This is a genomic window from Glaciimonas sp. OK215 (assembly GCF_057787885.1).
Map to the genome: position 1 here is coordinate 276,146 of NZ_JBYMEG010000004.1, position 23,901 is coordinate 300,046.

General features: G+C 54.9%; 25 protein-coding genes. 6 read left to right on the forward strand and 19 right to left on the reverse strand.

The features are described 5' to 3' along the window. Positions 1-251: 251 nt before the first annotated feature. The 3 genes from AC3CHX_RS31970 to AC3CHX_RS31980 all read right to left on the reverse strand — a co-directional run bounded on the left by AC3CHX_RS31970 (position 252) and on the right by AC3CHX_RS31980 (position 4,571). Entirely contained in the window at positions 252-1,328 is a 1,077-nt protein-coding gene (locus AC3CHX_RS31970; RefSeq protein ID WP_488645211.1) for an alpha/beta fold hydrolase, read from the reverse strand. Between the two features lie 135 nt (positions 1,329-1,463). Continuing rightward, positions 1,464-4,037 (reverse strand): magnesium-translocating P-type ATPase, encoded by a 2,574-nt coding sequence (mgtA, locus tag AC3CHX_RS31975; protein WP_488645212.1) that lies wholly within the window; start codon positions 4,035-4,037, stop codon positions 1,464-1,466. Between the two features lie 135 nt (positions 4,038-4,172). Further along, positions 4,173-4,571 (reverse strand): hypothetical protein, encoded by a 399-nt coding sequence (locus AC3CHX_RS31980; RefSeq protein WP_488645213.1) that lies wholly within the window; start codon positions 4,569-4,571, stop codon positions 4,173-4,175. A gap of 552 nt (positions 4,572-5,123) precedes the next feature. On the opposite strand from AC3CHX_RS31980, the gene AC3CHX_RS31985 reads away from it, so the two are divergent. Continuing rightward, positions 5,124-5,465: a DUF3307 domain-containing protein gene (locus AC3CHX_RS31985; RefSeq protein ID WP_488645214.1), complete on the forward strand. Its 342-nt coding sequence runs from the start codon at positions 5,124-5,126 to the stop codon at positions 5,463-5,465. A gap of 281 nt (positions 5,466-5,746) precedes the next feature. Here the strand turns inward: AC3CHX_RS31985 and AC3CHX_RS31990 are convergent, their stop codons facing one another. From AC3CHX_RS31990 to hyfB, 6 genes are read right to left on the reverse strand one after another with little or no spacing between them, the layout of a single operon-like run. After that, positions 5,747-6,259, reverse strand: a complete 513-nt coding sequence (locus AC3CHX_RS31990) for an NADH-quinone oxidoreductase subunit B family protein (RefSeq protein ID WP_488645215.1) — start codon at positions 6,257-6,259, stop codon at positions 5,747-5,749. Continuing rightward, on the reverse strand, positions 6,259-7,815 hold the full coding sequence (locus AC3CHX_RS31995; RefSeq protein WP_488645216.1) for a hydrogenase large subunit: 1,557 nt from the start codon (positions 7,813-7,815) through the stop codon (positions 6,259-6,261). Before AC3CHX_RS31995 ends, AC3CHX_RS31990 begins: the two co-directional genes overlap by 1 nt. Next, positions 7,816-9,273: a hydrogenase 4 subunit F gene (locus AC3CHX_RS32000; RefSeq protein WP_488645217.1), complete on the reverse strand. Its 1,458-nt coding sequence runs from the start codon at positions 9,271-9,273 to the stop codon at positions 7,816-7,818. Position 9,274: 1 nt separating this feature from the next. After that, positions 9,275-9,934, reverse strand: a complete 660-nt coding sequence (locus AC3CHX_RS32005) for a formate hydrogenlyase (RefSeq protein ID WP_488645218.1) — start codon at positions 9,932-9,934, stop codon at positions 9,275-9,277. A gap of 1 nt (position 9,935) precedes the next feature. Next, complete coding sequence (locus tag AC3CHX_RS32010; protein ID WP_488645219.1) at positions 9,936-10,886, reverse strand: respiratory chain complex I subunit 1 family protein; 951 nt, start codon at positions 10,884-10,886, stop codon at positions 9,936-9,938. Next, entirely contained in the window at positions 10,883-12,892 is a 2,010-nt protein-coding gene (hyfB, locus tag AC3CHX_RS32015; protein ID WP_488645220.1) for a hydrogenase 4 subunit B, read from the reverse strand. The genes AC3CHX_RS32010 and hyfB overlap by 4 nt, the downstream gene beginning before the upstream one ends. 221 nt (positions 12,893-13,113) lie before the next feature. On the opposite strand from hyfB, the gene AC3CHX_RS32020 reads away from it, so the two are divergent. Then, the gene (locus AC3CHX_RS32020; RefSeq protein WP_488645221.1) at positions 13,114-13,314 is read left to right on the forward strand and encodes a CopG family transcriptional regulator; all 201 of its coding nucleotides are present in this window, start codon (positions 13,114-13,116) and stop codon (positions 13,312-13,314) included. Here AC3CHX_RS32020 and AC3CHX_RS32025 read toward each other — a convergent pair. Continuing rightward, positions 13,295-13,672 (reverse strand): hypothetical protein, encoded by a 378-nt coding sequence (locus AC3CHX_RS32025; RefSeq protein WP_488645222.1) that lies wholly within the window; start codon positions 13,670-13,672, stop codon positions 13,295-13,297. The genes AC3CHX_RS32020 and AC3CHX_RS32025 overlap by 20 nt on opposite strands. A 337-nt stretch (positions 13,673-14,009) precedes the next feature. Between AC3CHX_RS32025 and AC3CHX_RS32030 the strand changes: the two genes are divergently transcribed. Further along, complete coding sequence (locus AC3CHX_RS32030; protein ID WP_488645223.1) at positions 14,010-14,216, forward strand: CopG family transcriptional regulator; 207 nt, start codon at positions 14,010-14,012, stop codon at positions 14,214-14,216. A 123-nt stretch (positions 14,217-14,339) separates the two neighbouring features. Here AC3CHX_RS32030 and AC3CHX_RS32035 read toward each other — a convergent pair whose 3' ends face one another. Next, positions 14,340-14,780, reverse strand: coding sequence for a CBS domain-containing protein (locus AC3CHX_RS32035; protein WP_488645224.1), 441 nt, complete (start codon positions 14,778-14,780; stop codon positions 14,340-14,342). A gap of 314 nt (positions 14,781-15,094) precedes the next feature. Between AC3CHX_RS32035 and AC3CHX_RS32040 the strand changes: the two genes are divergently transcribed. Continuing rightward, positions 15,095-16,891: a PHA/PHB synthase family protein gene (locus tag AC3CHX_RS32040; protein ID WP_488645225.1), complete on the forward strand. Its 1,797-nt coding sequence runs from the start codon at positions 15,095-15,097 to the stop codon at positions 16,889-16,891. A 216-nt stretch (positions 16,892-17,107) separates the two neighbouring features. On the opposite strand, the gene AC3CHX_RS32045 is transcribed toward AC3CHX_RS32040, so the two are convergent. The 5 genes from AC3CHX_RS32045 to AC3CHX_RS32065 form a co-directional block, all read right to left on the reverse strand. After that, positions 17,108-17,698 carry an NAD(P)H-dependent oxidoreductase gene (locus AC3CHX_RS32045; RefSeq protein ID WP_488645226.1) on the reverse strand — a complete coding sequence of 197 codons (591 nt, stop codon included), beginning with the start codon at positions 17,696-17,698 and terminating at the stop codon, positions 17,108-17,110. Between the two features lie 114 nt (positions 17,699-17,812). Continuing rightward, the gene (locus tag AC3CHX_RS32050; protein WP_488645227.1) at positions 17,813-18,250 is read right to left on the reverse strand and encodes a universal stress protein; all 438 of its coding nucleotides are present in this window, start codon (positions 18,248-18,250) and stop codon (positions 17,813-17,815) included. Positions 18,251-18,378: 128 nt separating this feature from the next. After that, a complete protein-coding gene (locus tag AC3CHX_RS32055) occupies positions 18,379-18,816 on the reverse strand; it encodes a bacteriohemerythrin (RefSeq protein ID WP_488645228.1) in 438 nt (145 codons plus the stop codon). Positions 18,817-19,156: 340 nt separating this feature from the next. Next, positions 19,157-19,354, reverse strand: coding sequence for a hypothetical protein (locus AC3CHX_RS32060; protein WP_488645229.1), 198 nt, complete (start codon positions 19,352-19,354; stop codon positions 19,157-19,159). Positions 19,355-19,414: 60 nt separating this feature from the next. Then, positions 19,415-19,852 carry a universal stress protein gene (locus AC3CHX_RS32065; RefSeq protein ID WP_488645230.1) on the reverse strand — a complete coding sequence of 146 codons (438 nt, stop codon included), beginning with the start codon at positions 19,850-19,852 and terminating at the stop codon, positions 19,415-19,417. A gap of 198 nt (positions 19,853-20,050) precedes the next feature. Here AC3CHX_RS32065 and AC3CHX_RS32070 point away from each other — a divergent pair, with 198 nt between their 5' ends. Together AC3CHX_RS32070 and AC3CHX_RS32075 are read left to right on the forward strand one after the other, a co-directional pair. Continuing rightward, positions 20,051-21,316 carry an MgtC/SapB family protein gene (locus tag AC3CHX_RS32070; RefSeq protein WP_488645231.1) on the forward strand — a complete coding sequence of 422 codons (1,266 nt, stop codon included), beginning with the start codon at positions 20,051-20,053 and terminating at the stop codon, positions 21,314-21,316. A 91-nt stretch (positions 21,317-21,407) separates the two neighbouring features. Beyond that, positions 21,408-22,676, forward strand: a complete 1,269-nt coding sequence (locus AC3CHX_RS32075) for an MFS transporter (RefSeq protein WP_488645232.1) — start codon at positions 21,408-21,410, stop codon at positions 22,674-22,676. A 13-nt stretch (positions 22,677-22,689) separates the two neighbouring features. Here AC3CHX_RS32075 and AC3CHX_RS32080 read toward each other — a convergent pair whose 3' ends face one another. The 3 genes from AC3CHX_RS32080 to AC3CHX_RS32090 form a co-directional block, all read right to left on the reverse strand. Further along, positions 22,690-22,968 (reverse strand): FtsX-like permease family protein, encoded by a 279-nt coding sequence (locus AC3CHX_RS32080; protein ID WP_488645233.1) that lies wholly within the window; start codon positions 22,966-22,968, stop codon positions 22,690-22,692. Between the two features lie 104 nt (positions 22,969-23,072). Continuing rightward, positions 23,073-23,234: a hypothetical protein gene (locus AC3CHX_RS32085; protein WP_488645234.1), complete on the reverse strand. Its 162-nt coding sequence runs from the start codon at positions 23,232-23,234 to the stop codon at positions 23,073-23,075. Then, a complete protein-coding gene (locus AC3CHX_RS32090) occupies positions 23,231-23,377 on the reverse strand; it encodes an ABC transporter permease (RefSeq protein ID WP_488645235.1) in 147 nt (48 codons plus the stop codon). The genes AC3CHX_RS32085 and AC3CHX_RS32090 overlap by 4 nt, the downstream gene beginning before the upstream one ends. Between the last annotated feature and the right edge of the window lie 524 nt (positions 23,378-23,901).

Genomic DNA, 23,901 nt, shown 5'->3' on the forward strand with positions numbered 1-23,901 from the left:
TTGCGCGTCTGAATTTCCAGAGCACCTCTGTTATCTCTTGTTGCGAGCAGCGGTATCGTCATATTGAGTGGCTCGAATTTCTACGGCAAATCGACGGTGAAACACCGCAAGACATATCGCTTCATCTGATATGCGACAACTATGCTACCCAAAAGCATTCGAAGGTCAAGGAGTGGCTTGACAAGCATCCCCCGTGAGCGGTGAAAGCACAAGCAAAACGTCTCCTCTACGTGCCGCTTTCCAGTTCACGGTCAGGCGCTAGCCTTGCCGCCTGACCGGATCCAGTATGCAATATCAGGCCAACACTCGGACAACGTCTTGGAGCCCATGAACAGTCCAATGTGCCCGCCTGCAGCGAGCTTCTTGACAATTCCCGCCTTTGGCGTCCCGAGATATTTTTCTGCGTCGAACACCTGTTCCTTAGTGGTTATATCGTCTTCCGATCCAGCCAGCAGATAAACGGGGCAGACGATATCTTTCATCGACAGGCGCTTTCCAAGACCGATGAATTGCCCCTTTGCCAAAAGGTTTTCCTTGAAGATCTGCTGAATTGCTTGCAGATAATAGGCGCCGGGAAGATCAATCGGATTTTCATACCACCGTTCAAATTTCTCCGTACGATTGATATAGTTCTTATCCTCGATATGCTGATAAAGTTCGAGGTATTTTCCGAGGTATTGCTCTTCGGCATTCATGCTTTTCCATCCGGCCAGCATCGTTTGACCACGCATGCAGCCGCCGCCTGCGGCCACCATTTCTTCATACAAGCTGAGAGGCACGGTATGGGCAAGTTTTTTGATTGAACCATTCCCAGCATCGGTATCGATGGGGGCGCCTGCCAGCACGAGACTGCGTACTTTATCCGGGAAACGCGCAGCGTACATTGTGCTCATCCAACCACCCTGACACAAGCCGACCAGGTCAACCTTTCCGCCGAGGTGGTCGACCACTGTATTGATGTCAGTCAAATACTTGTCGATGTCAAAGTTCTTCATCGAGTCGGTGGCGCTCTTCCAGTCCGTCACTAGCGCATGCTCCAGGCCACCCGCCTGTAGGGTTCCGACCAGACTCTGCCCGATGGCGTAGTCGGCGATAGTCGAGCTGTGACCTGCATAAGGTGCATCGATCAAAACCGGTGTCTGCGTATGCTTGTGACCAACTGGTGAAAAATCCCGCAGCAGCATGGTGTCGAGATCCAATAGGATGCGGTTCGATGTTGCCCACTCTGGCGCGGGTGGTGCAGCGATATTTTCAGCTTCTGCAACGTAACGCAGGTTATTTTGGAACAGCGTTAGATCTTCCTCTCCGAGTTCGATTGCAGCGGCCATGGGCCAGAACCACGGGACGCTATGCTCATGGCGAGGGCGGTGAGTAACATGCGGGAGGGTGGTCAAGGTTCGCTTTCGATGAAGGTCGATAAAAGGAATATTCAATAGCGTACGCCGCCTGTAAAGGCAAGTGGACTAAGCCCGGGCGGCAACTCTGCGCGGCCGCCTTCGCGCCGTTGACCATCGGTAGAAGCGCCGCTTGGCCAGTTCAACAACGAAGAGATAGACAAGCACCATGGCCCCGAGGATGAAATAGAATTTGGCAGGCGGCGGCACAAAACCGAAATAGGTACCCAGCGGCGTAAACGGCAACAGCACGGCGACAGCCACAACGGCCAGGGAGGTAACCGTCAGCAGCGGATGAGCGCGGCTTTTCAGGAAGTTTCCACGGGTGCGGATGATGAAGATCACCAGCACCTGGGTGCATAGCGACTCAACGAACCAGCCAGTCTGAAACAGTTTCGCGTCCGCGTTCAGAACGACCAGCATGACGTAGAAGGTCAAGAAGTCGAACAAGGAACTGATCGGTCCAATCACGAGCATGAAATTGCGGACGAAATCCATGTCGAGCACACGGGGGGCGAGAATTTCCTCGGCATCCACTTCGTCGAGTGGAATTGGCAATTCCGATATGTCGTAGAGAATGTTGTTGAGCAGTATCTGTGTCGGCAACATCGGCAGGAAGGGCAAGAACAGCGAGGCGCCGGCCATGCTGAACATGTTGCCGAAATTAGAGCTGGTACCCATCATGATGTACTTCATGATGTTGCCAAAGGTTCGTCGTCCCTCCAGCACGCCCGCGTGAAGCACGTGCAAGTCATGTTTTAGCAGGATCATGTCGGCTGCTTCCTTGGCCACGTCCACGGCCGAGTCCACCGACAGACCGATGTCCGCGGAGTGCAGGGACGGCGCATCGTTGATGCCATCGCCCAGGTAGCCGACTACATGGCCTCGTGCCTTGAGCGCCAGAATCACACGGTCCTTCTGTGACGGATTGACTCGACAAAACAGGTTCACCGTTTCCACCCGGGCGCGCAGTGCGTGGTCGTCCATTTGCGCGATCTCCTTGCCGGTCAGGAGTCCCGTGACCGGAATCTTCAGCTGGGCGCAGACATGCCGGGTGACCAGATCACTGTCACCGGTAACGATCTTGATCGCAACGCCGACCTTTTTAAGCGCGTCAAGCGCGGAGCCCGCGCTCTCCTTCGGAGGGTCGAGGAAGGCGGCAAACCCGGCCAGCACAAGCGCCGTCTCGTCGCTCACGACAGCATGCGGATGGTCCAGCGGAACCTGGCGCCAGGCAATGCCCAACGCACGGAAACCTTCTTCCTCCAGCGCGTGGTACTGGGCGTGAATCGCTGCGAAAGCCGCTTCATCCATGGGCCGCTGGAGCTCGGCACCTTCCGCTTCGTAATGGGTGCACAGCCCCACGATCTCGTCGGGCGCGCCTTTCACGATCAGCCATCGCGTCTGTCCGTTATCCAGAAGTACGGACACCCGGCGGCGCTCGAAGTCGAATGGCACTTCATCGATTTTCTTCCAGCCATCGATCTGAACGTGCTCGTGGTTGAGAATCGCCTCATCCAGCGGACTCTTCAACCCCGTTTCGAAAAAGCTGTTGAGATAGGCCAACTTCAGTACCCACTCGCTGGACTGGCCTCCTGCATCCACGTGTTGTTCGAGTTGAATTTTCGCCTCGGTCAATGTGCCGGTCTTGTCCGTGCACAGGACATCCATCGACCCCAGGTCCTGAATGGCGGACAGTCGCTTGACGATCATATGCTGCTTCGCCATGCGCAGCGCACCCCGCGACAGCGTGACCGACACCACCATCGGTAACAACTCCGGCGTCAGGCCGACGGCGAGCGCCACGGCAAACAGGAAAGACTCTAGCAAAGGCTTGTGGAAAAGGGTGTTGACGAGCAGCACGAACATCACCATCAAGACCGTCAGCCGCATGATTAGCATGCCGAAGCGGCGGGTACCAATATCAAAAGACGTCGGTGGCGACTGGCGGGATACGCTGTCGGCGATTTCTCCGATGGCGGTGGCGGCCCCGGTCTTGACTACCTGCATTCTGGCACTGCCGCTGACGACCGATGTGCCCATGAACACCGCGTTAGTCGCCTCCTGAAGATCAGCAGCGGTATCGGGTAACGCGCCCGGTCGCTTTTCCACCGGGTAGGATTCACCCGTCAGCAGCGCCTGCTTGACGAAGAAATCACGCGCCTCAAGCACTCTTCCGTCGGCAGGAATCAGAGCGCCGGCCGAAAGCAGCACGACGTCGCCAGGCACCACCTGGGCCACCGCGACCTCCAGGGGCTTGCCATCGCGCATAACGATGGTTCGCACGGATACTGATTGGCGCAATTTCTCCGCAGCGGCGTTGGCGCGGTACTCCTGGACAAAATCCAGCGTGACGCTTAGCAGAACGATGACGCTGATGATGAGGAAGTTGGTGACCTCCCCGGTAAACGCCGAAACCGCACTGGCGACGAGGAGGATAATGACGAGAGGATTCTTGAAACGGGTGAGATACTGTAGCAGCAGCGGCCTGTCCTGCCCTTCCCGGAACAGGTTGGGACCGAATCTGCCAAGCCGGGCTTTCGCCTCGGCGCCCGACAAGCCTGTAGCCTCGGTCGCAAGCTCAGCCGCTTCTCCCGACGGCGGCTCAAGCCACCAAGGTCGGAGCGTCGAGCTTATCGGCATTTCACTTGCCTAGGGCACTCCGGCGGGGAATGGTAGTGGTGAATTGGAAACTGCAGTCGATTGTTCATTTTCCCCCCATGTCTTAGTTCTGACCGCTCCATTAAGCGATGGCCGTTGTCGGTGGTACGCAGCGAATCACTTGTCTCGCGCGGGCGGTCCCATTCGATCCATCATCATTTGCATCATTACCTGCATCATTTCCATTTGTTTCTGCATCATTTGCGAAGACATGGGTTGCATTTTCGACGCTTTCCCGCCCATCATGCCGTTCATCATCGACATGGAATCCTGCATCCCTTTCATGTGCTCGGCCATTAGCGCATTACGCTCTTCGGGCGTTTTTGCCGCCATCATTTTGTCGTGCATTTCGCGCATGGTTTTCATTTTCGCATCCATATTCTCCATTTGCTCGTTGCTGGCGCCTGGTGCTTTCGCAGTTTTATTAGGGGCCGCTTTTGCGAGTGGAGTGGCGGGATGGTGCTCTTCATGCCGGGCCAGATCGGCTGCATAGCTGAAGGGGGCTGCGGCCAGCATGACCGCAAATGCGAGTGTAAATATCGTTTTCATGAACCTCTCCTATTAATGGCGAACTGTGAGTGCAATTGCACTGACAACACAATAACCGGCGTACGCCGCAGCTCGTTCCCTTACGGCACTTGAATCCATACTATGAAGCGCGGCATAAAAAAAGATTGATATACATCAAAATATCCGAAAATCGGAGTGCGCATTCCATCTTTCTGCGCTGCTGACTCCTGGAAAATATTGAACGCTGTTTGACAGCGCTGGCGCAGGAACCCATACGCAAACAGCAGCAAGGCCTGTGGCGTAAGCTGCGCACAAATTCCCTCGGCATACCAATAAAAAAAGCAATAAACATGCTGGAAGTCTCAAGACTGGAGCGGTATTCTTGAAATCCAAAGAGCTCGCGCTAAATTCTGAATCCTTTTTTTGGCACGATTGAAGGTGATGGACTTTGTTACTCGAAGGACGATAACGAGCCCGGAAAGCTGACTTAGAAGACACTCTTGGAATGCGTCTGAAACGTCACAGCCTGTAAAAGGTTAAGGTCAACAAGGGGGGTGTATGTTTAATCTTCAACCGTTTGAAATGTTCGTGGCTTTACTGGTTTTGCATTCTCTTGCCGATTACCCGCTGCAAGGCGATTTCTTAGCGCAAGGCAAAAATCCTAATACAGCGTTTGGCGCAGACTATTGGCCTTATTGCCTGTCATCGCATGCACTGATTCATGGTGGGGCTGTATTCCTCATTACGGGAAGCGTTTGGCTTTGTCTGGCCGAGGCGGTAATTCACGCACTAACTGACCTGAAGAAATGCGACAAAAAGATAAACATGTTTTTCGACCAGCTTATTCACTATGCGTGCAAGGCGGCTTGGGTGGCTATATTTTTTATCTACATAAAATAGTTTCGGATTTATAACCAAGGGGAAGAACAATGAGCGAAGCGCCGGATTGGAATGTAAAGCAGGTTCACTCTGGGTAAATGCCTGAATTCAATTCGTGCAAGGGCAATGACGGCGTTGTCCAAGTGGCATAGTGGCGACTCGGAACCTTTGCTCCAGCGTTCTAGCCGTGACGCGCTATATTGTGCCGCAGCTCGATTTGCACGTTGAAGCCTAGTCAGCCATAGGAAGGAAACCGCTCTGTCGAATGAAATCTATGGCGTCGGATTATTGCGGTGGTTTATCTATGCTCGTGTCGATACCGCCGTCAATATACCCTGGAGAATGTCGATCGGCGCTGGCGGGCACCCTGGCACGGTCACATCAACCGGGATCACGTTCGAGACGCGACCGCAAGTCGCGTAATTCTCACCGAAAATCCCCCCACTACAAGCGCATTCCCCGATGGCGACGACAAGTTTCGGATAGGGCGTGGCGTCATAAGCATGCAGTAATGCGGCTTCCATGTTCTTCGTCACCGGACCGGTGACTAACAGCATATCGGCATGGCGCGGACTGGCGACAAATTTAATACCCAGCCCCTCGATGTTGTAGTAAGGGTTGCTCAAGGCGTGTATTTCCAGTTCACAGCCATTGCATGAGCCGGCATCGACGGCACGAATGCATAGCGCGCGGCCCAGAATATGGAGAATGTCCGTTTGCAGTTGTTCACGCTGTGTTCGCCAGGCATCGTTTGTGGTGGGTGCCGCTTCTGTCGGAATACCGACGCGCGCGATTTGTTTGAGAAGTAGCCACATCAGCGGTCATGTCCTGAATAGCTGAGGTTGAAGGATTTATTGATGAGAGGGAAATCCGGGACGATATTGCCCATGATGGCATGTTCCAGCACGGGCCAGTTCTGCCAGGAGGGATCGTGACAGTGACAGCGGAGAATGTTTCCTTGCGCATCATGTTCCAATGCTATGAAGATTGCACCGCGCCAACCCTCTACCCAACCGGCCCCTACACCATCGGCCTCGGGCGCAGGTAATGGCACGTAGGTAGGCCCATGCGGTAATTGATGCATAATTTCCCGCAGCAGTCGCATCGACTCGACCATCTCTTCGAACCGCACATATACGCGTGCGGCGACATCTCCATCGCGGTGTGTCGCCATGTGATGATTCAACTCCGCGTAGGGTGGAATGGCATGATCGGACCGCACGTCCCATGCCTGACCGCTGGCCCGCCCGGCCAATCCGCACAAGCCGAGTTCCGCCGCCAGTTTCGGCGACACGCGACCAGCGGAAATAAAACGATCCTGCAAGCCGGCATGCTCTTCATAGATAAGCCGAAGCGCCTGGACTTTCGTCTCAATGTGGTCGCATTGCGCCATCATTAAATTTATACCAGAAGCATCAAGATCAACCGCGGTGCCACCAGGAATAATGCGGTCCATCATGAAACGGTGGCCAAACAGTTGACCACTCAAACGGACCCAGTCCTCTTTCAGCATCGTAAACTGGGCTTGACCCAGCACAAAACCCGCATCGTTGCCAATCCCTCCCAAATCGCCCAAGTGATTAGCAATGCGTTCACGCTCCAACAACAGCGCACGCAACCATTGCGCGCGCGGTGGGATCTGGCATGCCGTAGCGGCCTCGACCGCCATGCAATAGGCCCAGGCAAAGGCCACAGTCGAATCACCTGAGATTCGACCGGCAAGCTGATGTCCATTCGCGAGTTGGCGCTGTGTAAAAAGTTTATCCACGCCTTTGTGCGCATAACCAAAGCGTTGTTCCAGGCGCAATACCTTTTCGCCGACGACCGAGAATCGAAAATGACCGGGCTCGATGATGCCCGCATGAATTGGCCCCACGGCAATCTCATGGACGCCATCGCCGGCTACTGACACAAACGGATAGTTTTCCAGCGGAGTGTCGAATTGTTCCTGGCCAGAGAATTGTCGGCGCAACGGGAAGTAATCTTTGGGCCAGCGACCATGCTGAACCCAGGGTCGAAGATCGTCTGCCCCATTCGAGCGTAGGCCCAACAGATCGAACGCGGTGCGTTGCATGCGCACCGCGCTGGGAAACACGACAGAGAGGTCCGGATATCCTTCCTGTTCGCTCACCGGTAGCCGAAGCCAAAGCACTCCCTCTGCGACGCAATAAGCGGCCGACATGATCCATTGATCGGCTGGCGGTCGCTTGTCGGTACCCCACAGCGAGATAAGGCGCCCTCCTTCTGCACGAATGATCTGTGCAATCCGCAGCCAATCCTGCGCGCTGACCTCCGCCTTGCACACCGGCGCCATTCCCGGTAGTGCTGTAACGGGAACCGCATATCGTGCGGCAAGTGCTTGAATGTCCATTCATCGCTCCACAATCATATTGACTGCCTGCCGAAACCATCCGTTTAGGTAGGGGGGAATATACAAGCCAAGCATCAATGCCAGTCCAAGGTGGATGAATACCGGAAACAACGCCGGCGGGTGTGGCAGCGGTTTTGCGGTCGTTTCACCAAAGACCATTTCCTTGACCCGAGAAAAAATCGCGGCAAACGCGACGCCCAGCGCCAATAGGAGTATCGGTGTCGCCCATGGTAATTCGCGCATGGCGGTGGTTACGATCAGAAATTCGCTGGCGAACACGCCAAACGGCGGCATGCCGAGGATCGCGAGCGCGCCCATCAGCATGCCCCAGCCTACGGTCGGACTGATTTTTACCAGGCCGCGGATGTTTTCCATGACCTGGGTACCGGCTTTCTGTGTTGCATGGCCGACCGTGAAAAAGATGGCAGATTTCACCAGTGAATGTACGGTCATGTGCAGCAGTCCGGCGTAGGTTGCGATCGGTCCGCCGATACCAAATGCAAAAGTCATGAGTCCGATATGCTCGATGGATGAATAGGAGAACATCCGCTTGACATCTTTTTGCCGCGACAACGAAAACGTGGCGACCAATACCGAGAGCAAACCGAAACCGACCAGCAACTTACCGGGCATGCCGTTGTGCAAGGCGCCGTCCGCCAGCACTTTGAAGCGCAGCACCGCATAAAGCGCGACATTGAGCAAAAGACCCGACAGCACGGCCGAGATCGGCGTCGGTCCTTCGGCGTGTGCATCGGGTAACCAGCTATGCAACGGCACCAGGCCCATCTTGGTGCCGTAGCCGACCAGCAGGAATACAAATGCGATAGACATGATGGTGGGCTCAAGGTGCGCCTTGATGTCATTCAAATTGGTCCACAATAAGGCATCGGTATCGCCCCCCAGTTGACGATCGGCGGCAAGATACAGAAGTATCGTGCCAAACAGCGCTAGTGCGATACCGACTCCGCACAAAATGAAATATTTCCAGGCAGCCTCCAGACTGGTCGCAGTGCGATACACGCTCACCAGCAGAACGGTCGCCAGGGTCGCGCCTTCCATCGCCACCCACAAGATTCCCATGTTGTTGGTCATCAGCGCAAGGAGCATGGTGAACATGAATAGCTGGTACATGCTGTGGTACAACCGCATGCGATTCGGCGTCATCTTGCCGTGATCGCGTTCGATGCGCATGTACGGTCGCGAAAACAAAGAGGTGGTCAGGCCGACGAACGCCGTCAAAGTGACGAGGAAAACATTGAGCGGATCGATAAAAAATAATTTGCCGAACGCGAACATTGGTCCGCTGGCGATGATTTTTGCGGTCAGCATGGCCGCAGCGATAAAGGTCGTCAGGCTGAATCCGACATTGATTTCGGGTGCCGCATCGCGCTGACCGAGCAAGCCCAGGGTGAGGCAGCCTAGCAAGGGTGTGAACAAGACAAACAACAGCGGATCCATGTCAGTCTTCTTTCAGGCTTTCCAGATTGTGAATATCCATATTGTCGAACTGTTCTCGGATCTGAAACATGAATACCCCAAGTATCAAAATGCCGACCAGAATGTCGAGCGCAATCCCGAGTTCGACTATCATCGGCATCCCATTGGTTGCCGCCGTCGCTGCGAAAAACAAACTATTTTCCATTGCGAGAAAGCCAATCACCTGCGGCACCGCCTTGGAGCGCGTGATCATCATCATCAACGAAAGAAGGATGCAGGCCAGCGCAATACCGAGGGTGCCGCGCGCGACGGATGAGGATAACTTGGCGATGGGCAGTGCAAGATTAAACGCGATAATCACCAGTACGATACCTATCAGCATCGTGGTTGGAATATTGATCAGCGGCTCTACGTCCCATTTGACGTCCAGACGCAGAATCAACCGATGGAGTATCCCGGGAATCAATACCACTTTCAGCACAAAGGTCAATGCTGCGGAAAAGTAGAGGTCGTTATCATGCGTGATGAATGCCACCACCAGAGCGGATGCGACCAGGGTCGCCCCATGCAAGGTATAGAGGCGAATCAATGACAGAATCCTGCGTTGGCTCAGCATGGCAAAATTCAGCATCAGCAGCGTGGCGGCCAACATGTTGATCAGTTGTACGGCGAAATGCGTCATCCTATGCTCCCAGGAGGAAATGCACGAGCATGCCGATGACCGCCAGCAGAAACGCCGTCGTGAGAAATTCCGGCACCCGGAAAATACGCATCTTGGCGCTGCTCATTTCGATCAGAGCGAGCAGTGCGCCGCCAATGGCGAGCTTCACCACCAGGATGGGCAGCGACAACAGTAACGCGAATGTTTGGTTGGCCTCCGCTATTCCCCACGGGAAAAAAATGGCAATGCCGATGCATGAGTAGGCAAATAATTTGAGGCTGGCGGCCCATTCCATGAGCGCAAGATGACGGCCGGAGTATTCGAGCAGCAGCGCCTCATGAATCATGGTCAGTTCCAGATGGGTGGCCGGATTGTCGACCGGTATGCGGGCGTTTTCTGCCAGCGATATCATCGTGAACGCCACGCCCGCAAAGGCCATGCTTGGGTAAATCGCCAGCTCCCGATGCACCAGGGTATCGACGATACTCGTCAACAGGGTCGAGTGCGTAATCAGGGAAGCGGAAAACAACACCATCAACAGTGCAGGTTCCGCCAGGAAGCCGACCAGCATCTCGCGCCGCGCCCCCATGGTGCCGAAAGCGGTACCGATATCCATGGCCGCCAGTGAGATGAAAACCCGTGCCAACGCGAGGAGTCCGACCAATGCAATGGCATCGGCTGCGGGCGATAACGGCAAGTTGGTCGATAGTGTGGGGATGATTCCACAGGCCAGTGTCATGCAGCCAAACACGACATAGGGGGCGATACGAAACAACGCGGTCGCGTGTTCGGCTAACACCGACTCCTTATAGAACAGTTTGTGCAGCATCCGATACGGCTGCAGGAGGTGAGGCGCGGATTTATTCTGCAGCCATGCCCTGCACTGGCTAACCCATCCGGTCAATAGCGGCGCCGCCGCGAGCGCCAGCAGGATTTCCAGACACTGCGATATAAAACCAAAGGTAGTGATCATATTGTCACCACCAGCAGCAACAGCAGTAGCGTTAAAAAGCTGTAGACCAGATATACGGCGATGCGCCCGTGTTGCAACCGGCCGACAGCGCGGGCGACGCGTTCGGTGAGTGCGATGATAGGACGATAGAGCCATTGCCAAAATGGATCTTCGATCTTTACCTTGTAGCGTGGCGCTTTATCAAACGATGATGGCAATTCGCGCGTCATCCGGAAGAAAGGTCCAAAAATCTCTCTAATTGGCTGACCAAAGCCTTCCGCAGTATCTTGCATGCGGGCGCTTTGAAAAGGATAGCCGCAACCCCAAGGTGCGGCCCGCCTGAACCGGCCATGATAAAAGCGCCGCACCAACAAATAAGCCAACAGGCAGCACACAATCAGCATCATCATGAACACGGCCGGCGTGTAACTGGCCCGCTGCGGGGTGACCGGCGCGAGCAGCAACCAGCCATTTTGGGCGACGGTCGCGGCAATATCGTCACCGACCAGCCGGTGCGTGACCTGCCCGAGAACCGACACCATCTGGACCGGGAACAAGCCAACAAACAGGCAAACGGCAACGAGCCACCCAAAGCTGAGGCATTCCCATCGATCAGCGTCGTGCGCCTGGTTCAGCTTTTGCTCGCGGGGTTGGCCGAGAAAGATTATCCCGAAGAATTTGACCATCACATAACCGGCTAACGCGCCTACCAAGGCAATCACCGCGGCGACGATGGGAATGAGCATGTTGAGGAATGAATTGGGTAATCCTGGCGTAAACAGAAAGCTTTGCAACAGCAGCCATTCGGACACAAAGCCACCCAACGGCGGCAGGCCAGCAGCAGCCAATGCCCCGACCAGCACTGCCCATCCAGTCCAGGGCATGAAGCGCATGAGCCCCCCTAACCGTCCGAGATTGCGCTCACCGGTCGCATGCAGGACCGTGCCGGTGCCGAGGAATAACAGGCATTTGAATGCCCCATGGCTGGCCACATGATACAGCGCAGCGGTAAGCGATAGTGCCGCCAGGCTCGCCATGCCGTAGGCGCGAAATAGCACCGCCAAGCCGATGCCGGCGAAGATCAGCCCGATATTTTCGATCGACGAATAGGCAAGCAGGCGTTTCATATCGGTTTGGACCGCAGAGAGCACCACGCCGAACAAGGCGGTGGCAAGGCCGATCGCCAGTGCTACCCCGCCCCACCACCACACTTGGATATGCAGCAAATCGAACGTGACCCGTAAAACGCCATACACGCCCGTCTTCAGCACAAAGGCGCTCATCAACGCAGATATCGGCGATGGTGCCGCCGGGTGCGCTTCCGGCAGCCAGACATGTAACGGTAATATCCCTGCCTTGGCGCCAAATCCGAACAGCGCGAGGAAGAAAGCAATCGATGCCCAAAACAGTTCCAAATGCTGAAGGCGCATGTTGGCAAAGGTGTAGTCGCCGGTATTGGCTTGCAACAGTCCGAAGCAAAGCAACAACGCGAGTGCGCCGATATGGGATATCAGCAAATAGAGAAAGCCCGCGTAACGCACTTCGGGTAGGCGGTGATTGGCGATCACCAGCAGTGTTGCCGTCAAGGTCATCGTTTCCCATGCGACCATAAACACGTAGGCGTCATCGGCGATCAATAACAACGCCATGCTGGCAAGGCAGGCATGATATTCAAGGCATAAAAGCCCTGGCGGTGTCCCTTCACCGTGCCGAAAATAGCCGGCGGAAAAAAGGGAGACGCCTGTACTGACAATGCCAAGAACGACGAGAAAATAGGAAGACAAACTGTCGAGTCGAAGATGAAACGGCAAATCGGGCAGACCCAGCAACAGGACCGCGATTTGCGGCGAGCCAAAACAACTGACCAAGCCAACGATGCCCAATATCACCCCGAGAACAGCGCCTAGCGGAAACAGCAGATGGGCCACAATCGCGGTTCGCTTCATGACGAATAGGCCACAAGCGCCAATGAGGAGCCACCCGGCTACGATCAGTAGAATGTAGTCTATTGCAAGCAAGTCTGCCACTACTGCTCCTCACCTCTGTTCGTCACTTCCGGCACCCAACGCCGCGATGAACGTATAACGTTCGGCCAAGTATTGACCAAGGCAACCAGCGGTGCGTGTTGACGGACCCAGCGACTGAATGGCATAACACTCGACAGAATGCAACAAAAACGCGAAATGTTGGTGCATACGATTGTAATCGCATGATAATGCAACCACTATAACTATCAAAGAATATAACCATGGGAAACAAAACAGCTCGACTCACCGTGCTGGTGTATCCCATTAAGAAAAAAGTCTTTGAGAAATTGTGCGCTGGGCAAGATTTGACGCAATCCCAGGTTGTTCGCCAGCTCATGCGAGAATATATGGAGCGTTATGGCATCAACTACAGCACGAAGAGCCGCATTGGTGACCAAGAGGTCAGTCGGCTAACAGCATGAATTCTGGTGGCGGTACCGGTAAGTAGATTAATCCGGGCGCCAGGCAACACGCACCCTTCTCTTCCTGCATCTTCCCCGTGGGAGGAAAAATATGATCAAACTGGTACTCCCTCCCGTGGATGGCTGCAAAGCGGTAAATCTGCGCACCCATATAACTGCCAATTACCTCGGTCATCTGATCAGGACGATCAAAGTGAAACGAAGAAGAGAAAAGCGCATCCGATTCGGTGCTCTCGACTGCGATTTCCTCCAGGCCCACGTTTCCGATCTGGGCATGTCGGAAATACAATATCCCGAATATCACAACCAGCGCGAACACAACGGCTGCCACATACACCATAACCTCCAGGAATTCCATGGTGCTCCTCTTAACATGCGCGGTATGGGACGCCCCAGCATAGCCAGCACAGCCGCTAATTTGCGGTACCGGCAGGTAGGCTAAACCAGGCGCCAAGCGACAGACTCCTATCTTCACATGACCTTCGAAGGGAAGAATGTGATTAAACTGGCATTCCACTCCGCGGATGGCTGCATTGCGGTAAATCTGCTAGTTCTCTAGGCATCCTCCACCTTGGCTGGTATGTTTTTCTGCAATGCCTTCAAAGCGGACTTGCAACAAAAGGCTGGGCGACAATTTAAAAATATCAAATTATAATTAGATGACAATATTTCGTACTTCAACATAAGGTTGAACAATGGAAATCAAAACAGCCCGTTTAACCGTGCTGGTCGATCCCGTGAAGAAGAAGGCTTTCGAAGACCTGTGTGCGGCGCAAGACCTAACGCCGTCACAAGTCGTTCGCCAACTCATTCGTGACTACCTTGAGCGGTATGGCGAGAACTACAGCGCTAAGAGCCATCCCAGCGCCAGCCCGGAAGCGCAGGAAAAAGAAAAGGACTGAGCGCGCGCAAGCTCACTGTCGCTGCGACGTCACATTGATGACATACAACGCCGTCATGTCAACACATGCGCTCAAATCAAAGTCGATATATAGAGGCCGGGAAGTAGCTCATACGCTAATCGCTTAAGCCCGCACACCCGTGATGTAGTGTTCGAGTTGGTGGATAATGAATTGCTGTTCGGAAATAATACCTTTCACCAGGTCGCCGATGGAGATCAGGCCGATCAACTTGCCGTTCTCCATGACTGGCAGGTGGCGCAGCCGATTTTCTGTCATCAGCGCCATGCATTGTTCATTGGTTTGAGCTGGACTGACATACATGACGGAAGACGTCATGATGTCACGGACCGGGGTATCGCTCGATGAACGCCCCAAGAGGTCGACTTTCCTGGTAACGTCGCGTTCGGAAACGATGCCGACGATGCGCTCACCCTCCATTACCAACAGCGCGCCGATACCCTTCTCTCCCAATAGCCTGATGGCATCTATCACCATTGCAGTGGGCGCAATGCTGCAAACCGTCTGGTCCTTTTTGGATTGGAGAATATGTGTGACAGTTTGCATGGTCGAACTCCTGAGACGGTAGCTATGCGTATATATATTCGGCGATTTGGCCTATCGTGACAATTGTTTTTATTGAGGCCAGCTGACAATCAGCGCGGGCATGTCATCACTGGCGAAAGCCCTGGTGCAGGCGTTGGCATGGATATCCGAGAAAGGCTCACCGATCGCTTATATTCCCGAGACGACGCACCATCCGCGCCGAGTTTTCCCAGCTTTCAGAATTCGCAGCGCTGTCGTAAGGAGTTGATGTGGATCAAACTTTTCCAGTGCAGCCTTGTTATTCTCGTCAAATTACCTTTGCGGGAGTGTATGCCATGGGTGACAAGAATCTGCCGACGCGTGCAGGCTTTGAACGCCTGGCGAGCGCATGGCTAGGCATATTGACCAAGGAGTATTCGGAAACCGGCTTTCCTTCTGCGGACTTGGATCTGATCGCCAATGCCTGGCTCGGTCGGCTAACGGGAAACATCTCCCCTGCCGCGCTGGACAACGCTTACTTCGACTGGTTGACCCATCTTCAGCTTTCTCCATCAAAACAACAGAAGCTGACACAAAAAGCCTGGGAAAAATGCTGGCGCTGGTACTTATACGCAATCAATGCGGGCCGCCTCGACCATCCGGAACCGGATCGATGCATCGCGCCCTTGCCACAAGACAAACGCTTCGCGGCCCCCGGCTGGGAGCGCTGGCCTTTCAACGTGATATCACAGGGATTCCTGTTGAGGCAGCAGTGGTGGCATCGCGCCACCACCGATATCCGCGGTGTGTCGCAGCATCACGAAGACGTGGTGACGTTCACGACACGGCAAGTTCTGGATATGCTGGCACCGTCGAATTTTTTAATGACCAATCCGGTGGTATTGGAGCAAACTCTACGTAGCGGTGGCGCCAATCTGATGCTTGGGGCGGCAAATGCATTTACCGACTGGATGAAGAGCGTCACTGGCAGCCAACCGCAGCCGGATGAGGCATTCAGAGTCGGCGAAACCGTTGCGGTGACGCCCGGCAAAGTTGTGTTTCACAACAATCTGATCGAACTTATTCAATATAGCCCGTCTACCACGACCGTTCACGCCATACCGGTGCTATTTGTTCCGGCCTGGATCATGAAATACTACATCCTGGACTTATCGCCCCAGAATTCCCTGGTCAAATATCTGGTCGACAAGGGCTACACCGTCTTCATGATCTCCTGGAAAAATCCGGCTGCCGACGACCGGGATTTGTCGATGGAAGATTATCGAACGCTGGGGGTCATGGATGCGATCGAGACTATCACCCGCTTCACCGGTGCCAAGCAGGTCAATGCAGCCGGCTATTGCCTCGGCGGCACCTTGCTGTCGATCGCCGCCGCAACGATGGCGCGCGATGGCGACAAGCGACTGGCAAGCATGACGCTGTTTGCTTCACAGGTTGACTTTAAGGAGCCGGGTGAACTATCGCTATTTATCGACGAAAGCCAGATCAGTTTTCTCGAAGCGATCATGTGGTACCAAGGCTATCTCGACACAAAACAAATGGCGGGTGCCTTCCAGTTGCTGCGTTCAAACGATCTGATCTGGTCGCATCGCCTGAACCAATATCTGCTTGGATTGCCCGAGCAAAAAAACGACCTGATGGCGTGGAATGCGGATGCTACGCGGATGCCCTATCGCATGCACTCGGAATACCTGCGCCACCTGTTCCTTCATAACGATCTTGCAGAAGGCCGCTATCGTACCAATGGTCGAGCTGTTGGACTGACTGACATTCACATTCCGATCTTTGCGGTAGGTACGCTCACCGATCACGTCGCACCATGGCGTTCGGTCTTCAAGATTGACCTTCTTACCGACACGAAAGTGACCTTTCTGCTGACATCTGGCGGACATAATGCCGGCGTTGTGTCGCCTCCGGGCTCGCCAGTTGGAAGCTATCAAATTGCCGTCCATACCCAAGACGGTCCCTTCGTTGATGCCGACACTTGGCAAACGAGTGTCCCCCAGCATGAAGGCTCATGGTGGCCCGCCTGGGAATCCTGGCTTGCAGCCCGCGCCGGCAAACAAATCAAGCCGCCGGCGATGGGCCAGGCGCAATGCGACGCCCCCGGACGCTATGTGTTGCAACCATAAAGTGCATCGTGTTTCCGGCAATTGGGCAATTGTCAAAAATGATGGGAAAGTCTATTGCGTTCAAGACATTTACGGTCACGACAAATGGCTTGATGCTGCTTTGAGCAAGCAACGCAGGCTTGTTCGTCATACACCGGATGGCGTTCTGCATTCAATGTGAATGACTGTTTCTACTCCAAAACATTCTTGGCATCCGATTTCCCCTCCTTCCGAGTCTTACGCACCATCCGCGCCAAGTTTTCCCAGCTTAGACAGCCATTTCCGGGCAGTCTCCGGTTCCATTTTTCCAGCCGATCCGATCAAGGTTTCGTCCACCGGAAAAATACCCAGAAAACCCAGGATATTACGCTCAAGCGACTTAATGCTATGCGCACGAAAATACCAGCGATACATCAGCGTGGGCATACCCATGGTGACGACCACGCGCGCTGTTCGCCCGGCAAGTGCCTTGTGGGCAAGCGGGTTTTCCCCTTCGGCTGAAAATGCGAATCCTGGGCGTGCCACTTGTTCGAGAAAGCCCTTGAGCAGCGCAGGCATGTCGCCTAGCCAAAGCGGAAAAAAGAACACGATGTGTTCTGCCCACTTGATCGCTACCTGCGCCTGCTCTAGGCCGGGAGGCAGGACCCCGTGTTCCCATTCATGTTGGCTGCGCAAAAGCGGAAAATCAAGCGCTGCAACGCGGATGCGCCGGATCTCATTCCCGCCGCCTACCGTCGCGCCACTGGCGTAGGCATCTTCCAACGCATGGCACAGATGGTGGTGCTTATCATCCGGATGGCCTTGTATCAAGAGAATGCGTTTGCTCATGTTGGCTCCGTAGGACGCCGCTGATTATTACTCCAGCAATTGGCGGTCGCTATGGCGTATTCGGATTCAACATGGGAGCGCGCCGTCATTGCTCGCATGACCGAACCTTGCCATTTAGCGGAATACCAACACCGGTATCTGACTCAGGGTCAACACCTTCTGCGTCTCACTTCCCAGAAAAAGTCGCTTCACGCCTTTTCTGCCGTGAGAGGCCATGGCAATGAGGTCGCATCCTCGATCCTGCACGGTCTTGATGATCTCCTCATGCGGACTGTCACTGGTTACGTAAAGCGTGTCACATGTCACACCCGCCTCTTTGGCAGCCGCTTCAATTTCCGCAAGATATTTTTTTGCTTGCACTATGCTTGCTCTTTCGAATTGTTCCCGGGTGTCTCCCAACATCTCGGTCTGATAAGTGAAGACTTGAAATTCGGGAATCACATGAAGACCGGTGACCTTCGCACCGTTTTCCTTGGCGTATGCAATGCCACTTTTAATCGCGCTTGTGGACGTTGCCGAACCATCGGTGGGCAAAAGAATATGTTTGAACATTTTTATCTCCTCGGAACAGTCAGGTTGTGAATGGCGGTCAGGCACCAGGTTTCTGCATCTCCATTCGTTCATTGCAGGTAAAGCGAAACCGCATTGCGGCTATTTTTGTCCCCGGGAGTCAGCACCGGCTAAACGATATCGACTTGCGCAGCCGGACTTGCGGGCAGATACGTTTGAATACCCGCCAAATCGAGCGCAACGGCAAATGCCGCATCCATCGTCGACAGGTGGAACAGAAACCATTGCGGCAATAATTCAATCGCTCTCCATGCAGATGCGCAGTTGCCCCGCATGACATCCGGGATAACATGGTGGAGTGCACTCAACACTCTGGCATGCTGCTCGCGATGACGCTTGAGCCCGGGAAAATCGATTTTTTCCATCAAAGCCTCTTCCTCGCGAAAATCGCGTTCTATCCCGGCGATGAGCGCAAACAGGCGGGAGCCGAATTCATGGTCCGAGGCGGTCACGAGCTGCGCCAGTTCTTCGACAAACGCCTTGTGGGCGTCGTCCAACGCGGGAACGCCCAATGACATCTGTGGCGACCATACGAGTTCTTCCATCATTCGTTTCCTTGCGCTATGCCCTTGCCAAGCAAGGTTCCAGCAATGCCGGTTCGATGCATCAATACGGCTCTAGTCCATGTACTGTCCCTGGACGTTCTTTAATAGTTCGCTACCTGATCGTGAATTGGGCATCCGGCCATCAATTTGCAGGGCTTGCACGGGGGTATACAAAACGAAGCTGTCATTACCGGCGCCAACGCCTCAGCCGGCAAGCACCGTTAGATACATTGTAGCCAGAGGTAGTTGCTAGTTCTGCAGGCACGTTTGATGCACATCAAAAATGACCCAGAAATTGCGCATTGGTGGCGCACGGAAGAGCAAGCACGCCCTCAATCCAATATCAATACCGGAATGGTGCGGCCTCCAGCACCACACGGGTAACTCCGCCGAGCAATACCCCTCGCCGGCGCGGATGCGCAACGTAACCCATTACGAACAGGTCGGAACCTGCTTGGCAGCGAGCTGCCAGCAACGTGTGCCCGGCATCGTCAGAGACTGTGCGACGAGCTACTTCAAGCGCGATTACGTGACCGTTCATTGTTCTCACAGTGCATGTTGCGGCAAGTGCAGATTCGCGCCTGCCGTCAATACATTCTGTCTAGGCCCTGTACACGATCACAGGAATGTTGGAATACGCCAAGACCTTCTGCGTCTCGCTGCCCAGCAATAATTTATTCACGCCCTTTCTGCCATGCGAGGCCATGAATATCACATCGCAGTGGTGTCGCTCGGCAGTCTTGATGATTTCCTGGGCGCACCAGCCTTTTGGGGTATGGACTTCGCACACCACCTCGGCTTTCTTGGCCATTTCCGCGATTTCTTGGACATTCTCTTCCGCATGCTGCGAGACACCATCTTTTAACGCTTTCAGATCTTCATCTCCGCCCATCATTCGAATCGGAAAATAGGAATAGATTTCGGCAACCGACAGGCCGATGATCTTGCTGCCATTGTTCTTGGCAAATTCAACAGCCGCCTGGACAGCCTTGCTCGACAGATCGGAGCCGTCGGTCGCCAACAATATGGTCTTGAACATAGTGTTTCCTTGCGAGGGGGAATAGGATGAGAAGATGCTATGCCTGTTCTCCCCGGGGCTTTTTGACGTGGATCAAGAGGTGCGCAACATCTGGAGAGCATACTTTTTGCAACGGTCAGCCATTAATAGGGTGTGAATAATGCAACAGTTTGCGTTTCAGGCCTGTTATCTTTCATGCATATCCGGTAGGGCCTGTTTATGCCCATCGCTGACCAATTAGCGTTCAAGCTGGCGATCGCCCTGGGAATTGGTCTGCTGATCGGCGTGGAGCGTGAGCGTCGCAAGGGCCAAGGGCCGTTCCGCGCGCCGGCCGGGATCCGTACCTTTGCGATCACCTCCCTCCTGGGTGCCATCGGCCTGCTGCTGGGTGGTGAATTGCTGCTGGCGACATTGCTGCTCGGATTGGCCCTCTTGTTGGCGGTAGCCTATAAGCGAAATGTGCAGCAGGATCCGGGCCTGACGACCGAGACGGCACTCATGCTTACCCTCCTGCTCGGCGGCTTATGCACACGTGAACCGGCGCTGGCCTCGGGCCTTGCCGTGGCCCTGGTGATCCTGCTCGCGGCACGCACCCTGCTGCATCACTTTGTTCTCTCGGTGCTAAGCGAAGCGGAGTTGACTGATGCGCTCATCCTGGCCGCTTCTGCGCTGGTGGTGTTGCCACTCCTGCCCGATGCCTACATCGGACCATTTGGCGCTTTAAACCTGCGCACCATCTGGAAATTTGCTGTTCTAATGATGGCGATCAGCGCGGCGGGCCACATCGCGCTGAGAAGCGTCGGACCGCGTTTCGGTCTTCCCATCGCGGGCCTGGCTTCGGGTTTCATATCCAGTACCATGACGATAAGTTCAATGGGCGCGCGTGCAGATCGGGAACCCGCTTTAATGCACCCGGCGGTAACAGGAGCGGTCTTGTCGACCGTCGCCACTATCGTGCAAATGGCCATCGTGTTGGCCGTAACGAACCGAGCGACCCTGTATGCGCTGGCCATCCCCCTTGTTTGCAGTGTCGTCGCAGCCATTGCCTATGCCGCATTCTTCATTGTGAAAATGGTCCGGCACGAAGCGTCGCTTACCATCGACATAGGGCGACCATTTAGTCTGAAAACAGCGCTGCTGTTCTCGGCCATGATCTCTGCGATACTGTTCATATCAGCGGGACTAAACGCATGGCTAGGCACGAATGGTCTTATCGCGGCTGCGTCAATTGGCGGATTCGCCGATGCACATGCCGCGGCCGCTTCCATTGCCTCGTTTGTTGCCTCCGGCAGAATTGGAACCCCGGAGGCCGTTGTACCCATTCTCGCTGGCCTGACAACCAACACCATATCGAAAGCAATGTTTGCCTACAGTAGCGGTGGCCGGGTGTTTGCTGCCCAGGTTGTTCCCGGCCTGGCGTTCGTGATTGGCGCGGCATGGCTGGGGTTTGCAATCACGATGGCGCTGCATCCGAGAGGATATTGATAGTCCGTCGGGTCATATATTCCAGACAACGTTGTCGGGTAGCGACGCATCACAAGACCGCTGCTACGTAAAATATTCGGCTTAGTCAACTATGTCAGACACGACCTTGGGCGAAACAATCAGCCTGCTACGGAATCGTCGCTTCGCTACGTTCTGGTTCGCCAGCCTGCTGTCCAACATCGGCACCTGGGCTCAGCAGGTGGCCCAGCCGTGGCTTCTTCTCAGCCTTGGCGCATCTTCATTCCTGATAGGACTTGATACGTTTGCCTTGGGCGCACCCATATGGCTTCTGACGCTCGTGGGCGGCATGCTCGCAGACCGTGCTGACCGGCGTGTCGTGATTGCGAAATTTCAATCAATCCAGATGTTGTGTCCAGCATTGCTGGTGGTGCTACTGCTGGTCGGGGTGGTGAGACCATGGATGATCATTGTTCTTTCTCTGGTCGTCGGTATCACGGATGCGCTCTCCATGCCTTCGTTTCAGTCAATTGTGCCCTCCATTGTCGAGCACAAGCAGATCGCTTCCGGCCTCGCATTGAATTCGACACAATTCAACCTATCCCGCATTTTGGGGCCGGCCATCGCAGGAATTTTGCTGCTCAGTGTCGGCGCAGTAGGATGCTTCATGGTGAACGCGGCATCGTATATACCGTTCATCGTCGTCGCCCTGTGGATACTGCCGCGTCGGATGCCAACACCGATTGCCGACGGCGTGAATGAGCGCAACCATCTATTTGCCGACGTGTTGAAAATCGTGCGCATACCCTACCTGCGCGGCGCACTTCTCACAACATTCCTGAGCAGCTTATTGTGTGCACAACTGGTGACCTTTAGTCCGATACTCGTCAAAGACGCTTTCCATGGCGACGCCGGTCACTTCAGTGCTGCCGTCGGTGCATTCGGCGTCGGTGGCCTGCTCGGCGCCATCGGACTTCTTTTTGCTAACGCCAACCGCGATCGGCGCGGTTTGAGTTCATGGTTCGCCGGTGCATATGGGGTAGTCCTCGTGCTTGCAGCGCTTAACCCGTGGTTCTGGGGGCTGCCGACCTTATTGCTTGTCGGAGGTATTACGATGAGCGTCAGCAACATTTCGGCGAATACCCTCCTTCAAGCCAATACCCCGCCGCAACTACGGGGCCAGACCGTCAGCTTGTACATGCTTGCCATGCGCGGCGGCCTCTCGCTCGGCAGCCTGCTAACCGGGATTTCGGTCAGTCTGTTGGGCGTGAGACACGCGCTGCTGATCAATGGCGTGCTGGCAGCGGTGGCACAGGTGATTGTCGGACGAGAATGGCTTCGCTCGACCATGCCGGTAGCAGCTTGGATAAATTCGCCCGATACGGAGCAAAACAGCACTTGATACATGGACTACGTTAAACATGAAGGTGCCCACATATGCTCACCGATTGAGCTTTGCAAGGTCTCATTGATAGCGCAGGGCCTCTATCGCCGACGATGCCAAGGACCACGCCGATCAAGCAGCCGGCGCCGGAGATGATGACGGCTTCGAGCAGAAACTGCAGCCGCACGTCGCATTCGCGGGCGCCGATTGCCATGCGGATAGCGATCTCGCGTGTGCGTTCCGTGACCGAAACAAGCATGATGCCGATGCCGAAGACGACGAGCGATATCGAAGCGATTGCACCCAGCATCAGGGCATGACGCGGCTCGTCTTCGCGGCGACATTAGCCACCGCAGTCAGATTGCGAATGTCGAAATCGTGGTCCATAAAGTCCTGCAAACGATGGCGTCGACGCTAGAGCTGCGTCATGTCGTGTTCGGCAGCATTCATCGCCGCGGCCGATGTGGCTTGCACGGCAAGCAAGCGTACCGAGTCGTGGAATTGGCTGCCGAAAAGTATGCGCTGTGCGGTGGTGACCGGAATTAAAATAGTGTCCTCCTGGTCCTGTCCGTTCAAGCTCTGTCTTTTGCCCCGAGCACGCCTGTCACTACATAAGTGCGCTTGCTTATGCGTCTCGTCTTGCCGACCGGACTTTCGTCGCCGAATAGATTGTTGACCACGGTACGGCCAAGGAGCGCGACGCGGGTCGCCGAGCGCACTTCGGCATCGGTGAAGACCGAACCTTCGGCCAGTGCCAGTCGCGCACATTGAGATAAGCCGGTATGGTGCCCATCAAGCCGGTGCTCCAGTTGTTGGCACCGTAGACAACTTGGGCCGTACCGGGCTGCGTGGGCGCCACTGGCGCGATCGTCGACAGTTCACGTGGGCGTCTGCGTCGCCCATGGTCAAGGTGGTCCCTCCGCCGGTGCCGGAACGCACACCTCCTGCAGTTGTCGAAACCGAGCGTGCGATGAATAAATTGCTGCCCATCGAAGCGATAGACGCATCGACCTAATACTGTGCGCCTTGTCCAATCGCCGTAATCATGACGACGGCGCCGAACCCGATCATCATGCCGAGCATGGTCAGGAGCATGCGGGTGCGATTGGCGCGATCATGCGAGCACGATATGAATGGTAACTCTAGACTCTGAACCGCCGTCAGAGGTTGATCTATGTCAAAAATTGGTGTTGCTCATGTGACATGGAAATCAATTGGCTTGACCAGATTGTCAGACGCCGCC

Bases quoted from the DNA above. Each gene is read 5' to 3' on its own strand.
- AC3CHX_RS32080 (WP_488645233.1), bottom strand. From the start codon at position 22,968: ATGCTGGGTGCAATCGCTTCGATATCGCTCGTCGTCTTCGGCATCGGC.
- AC3CHX_RS31990 (WP_488645215.1), bottom strand. From the start codon at position 6,259: ATGTGGCTACTTCTCAAACAAATCGCGCGCGTCGGTATTCCGACAGAA.
- AC3CHX_RS32065 (WP_488645230.1), bottom strand. From the start codon at position 19,852: ATGTTCAAGACCATATTGTTGGCGACCGACGGCTCCGATCTGTCGAGC.
- AC3CHX_RS31970 (WP_488645211.1), bottom strand. From the start codon at position 1,328: ATGGCCGCTGCAATCGAACTCGGAGAGGAAGATCTAACGCTGTTCCAA.
- AC3CHX_RS32030 (WP_488645223.1), top strand. From the start codon at position 14,010: ATGGAAATCAAAACAGCCCGTTTAACCGTGCTGGTCGATCCCGTGAAG.
- AC3CHX_RS32070 (WP_488645231.1), top strand. From the start codon at position 20,051: ATGCCCATCGCTGACCAATTAGCGTTCAAGCTGGCGATCGCCCTGGGA.
- mgtA (WP_488645212.1), bottom strand. From the start codon at position 4,037: ATGCCGATAAGCTCGACGCTCCGACCTTGGTGGCTTGAGCCGCCGTCG.
- AC3CHX_RS32060 (WP_488645229.1), bottom strand. From the start codon at position 19,354: ATGAACGGTCACGTAATCGCGCTTGAAGTAGCTCGTCGCACAGTCTCT.
- AC3CHX_RS32020 (WP_488645221.1), top strand. From the start codon at position 13,114: ATGGGAAACAAAACAGCTCGACTCACCGTGCTGGTGTATCCCATTAAG.
- AC3CHX_RS31995 (WP_488645216.1), bottom strand. From the start codon at position 7,815: ATGGACATTCAAGCACTTGCCGCACGATATGCGGTTCCCGTTACAGCA.
- AC3CHX_RS32075 (WP_488645232.1), top strand. From the start codon at position 21,408: ATGTCAGACACGACCTTGGGCGAAACAATCAGCCTGCTACGGAATCGT.
- AC3CHX_RS32035 (WP_488645224.1), bottom strand. From the start codon at position 14,780: ATGCAAACTGTCACACATATTCTCCAATCCAAAAAGGACCAGACGGTT.
- AC3CHX_RS31985 (WP_488645214.1), top strand. From the start codon at position 5,124: ATGTTTAATCTTCAACCGTTTGAAATGTTCGTGGCTTTACTGGTTTTG.
- AC3CHX_RS32040 (WP_488645225.1), top strand. From the start codon at position 15,095: ATGGGTGACAAGAATCTGCCGACGCGTGCAGGCTTTGAACGCCTGGCG.
- AC3CHX_RS32000 (WP_488645217.1), bottom strand. From the start codon at position 9,273: ATGGATCCGCTGTTGTTTGTCTTGTTCACACCCTTGCTAGGCTGCCTC.
- AC3CHX_RS32005 (WP_488645218.1), bottom strand. From the start codon at position 9,934: ATGACGCATTTCGCCGTACAACTGATCAACATGTTGGCCGCCACGCTG.
- AC3CHX_RS31980 (WP_488645213.1), bottom strand. From the start codon at position 4,571: ATGCTGGCCGCAGCCCCCTTCAGCTATGCAGCCGATCTGGCCCGGCAT.
- AC3CHX_RS32050 (WP_488645227.1), bottom strand. From the start codon at position 18,250: ATGTTCAAACATATTCTTTTGCCCACCGATGGTTCGGCAACGTCCACA.
- AC3CHX_RS32025 (WP_488645222.1), bottom strand. From the start codon at position 13,672: ATGGAATTCCTGGAGGTTATGGTGTATGTGGCAGCCGTTGTGTTCGCG.
- AC3CHX_RS32055 (WP_488645228.1), bottom strand. From the start codon at position 18,816: ATGATGGAAGAACTCGTATGGTCGCCACAGATGTCATTGGGCGTTCCC.
- AC3CHX_RS32010 (WP_488645219.1), bottom strand. From the start codon at position 10,886: ATGATCACTACCTTTGGTTTTATATCGCAGTGTCTGGAAATCCTGCTG.
- AC3CHX_RS32045 (WP_488645226.1), bottom strand. From the start codon at position 17,698: ATGAGCAAACGCATTCTCTTGATACAAGGCCATCCGGATGATAAGCAC.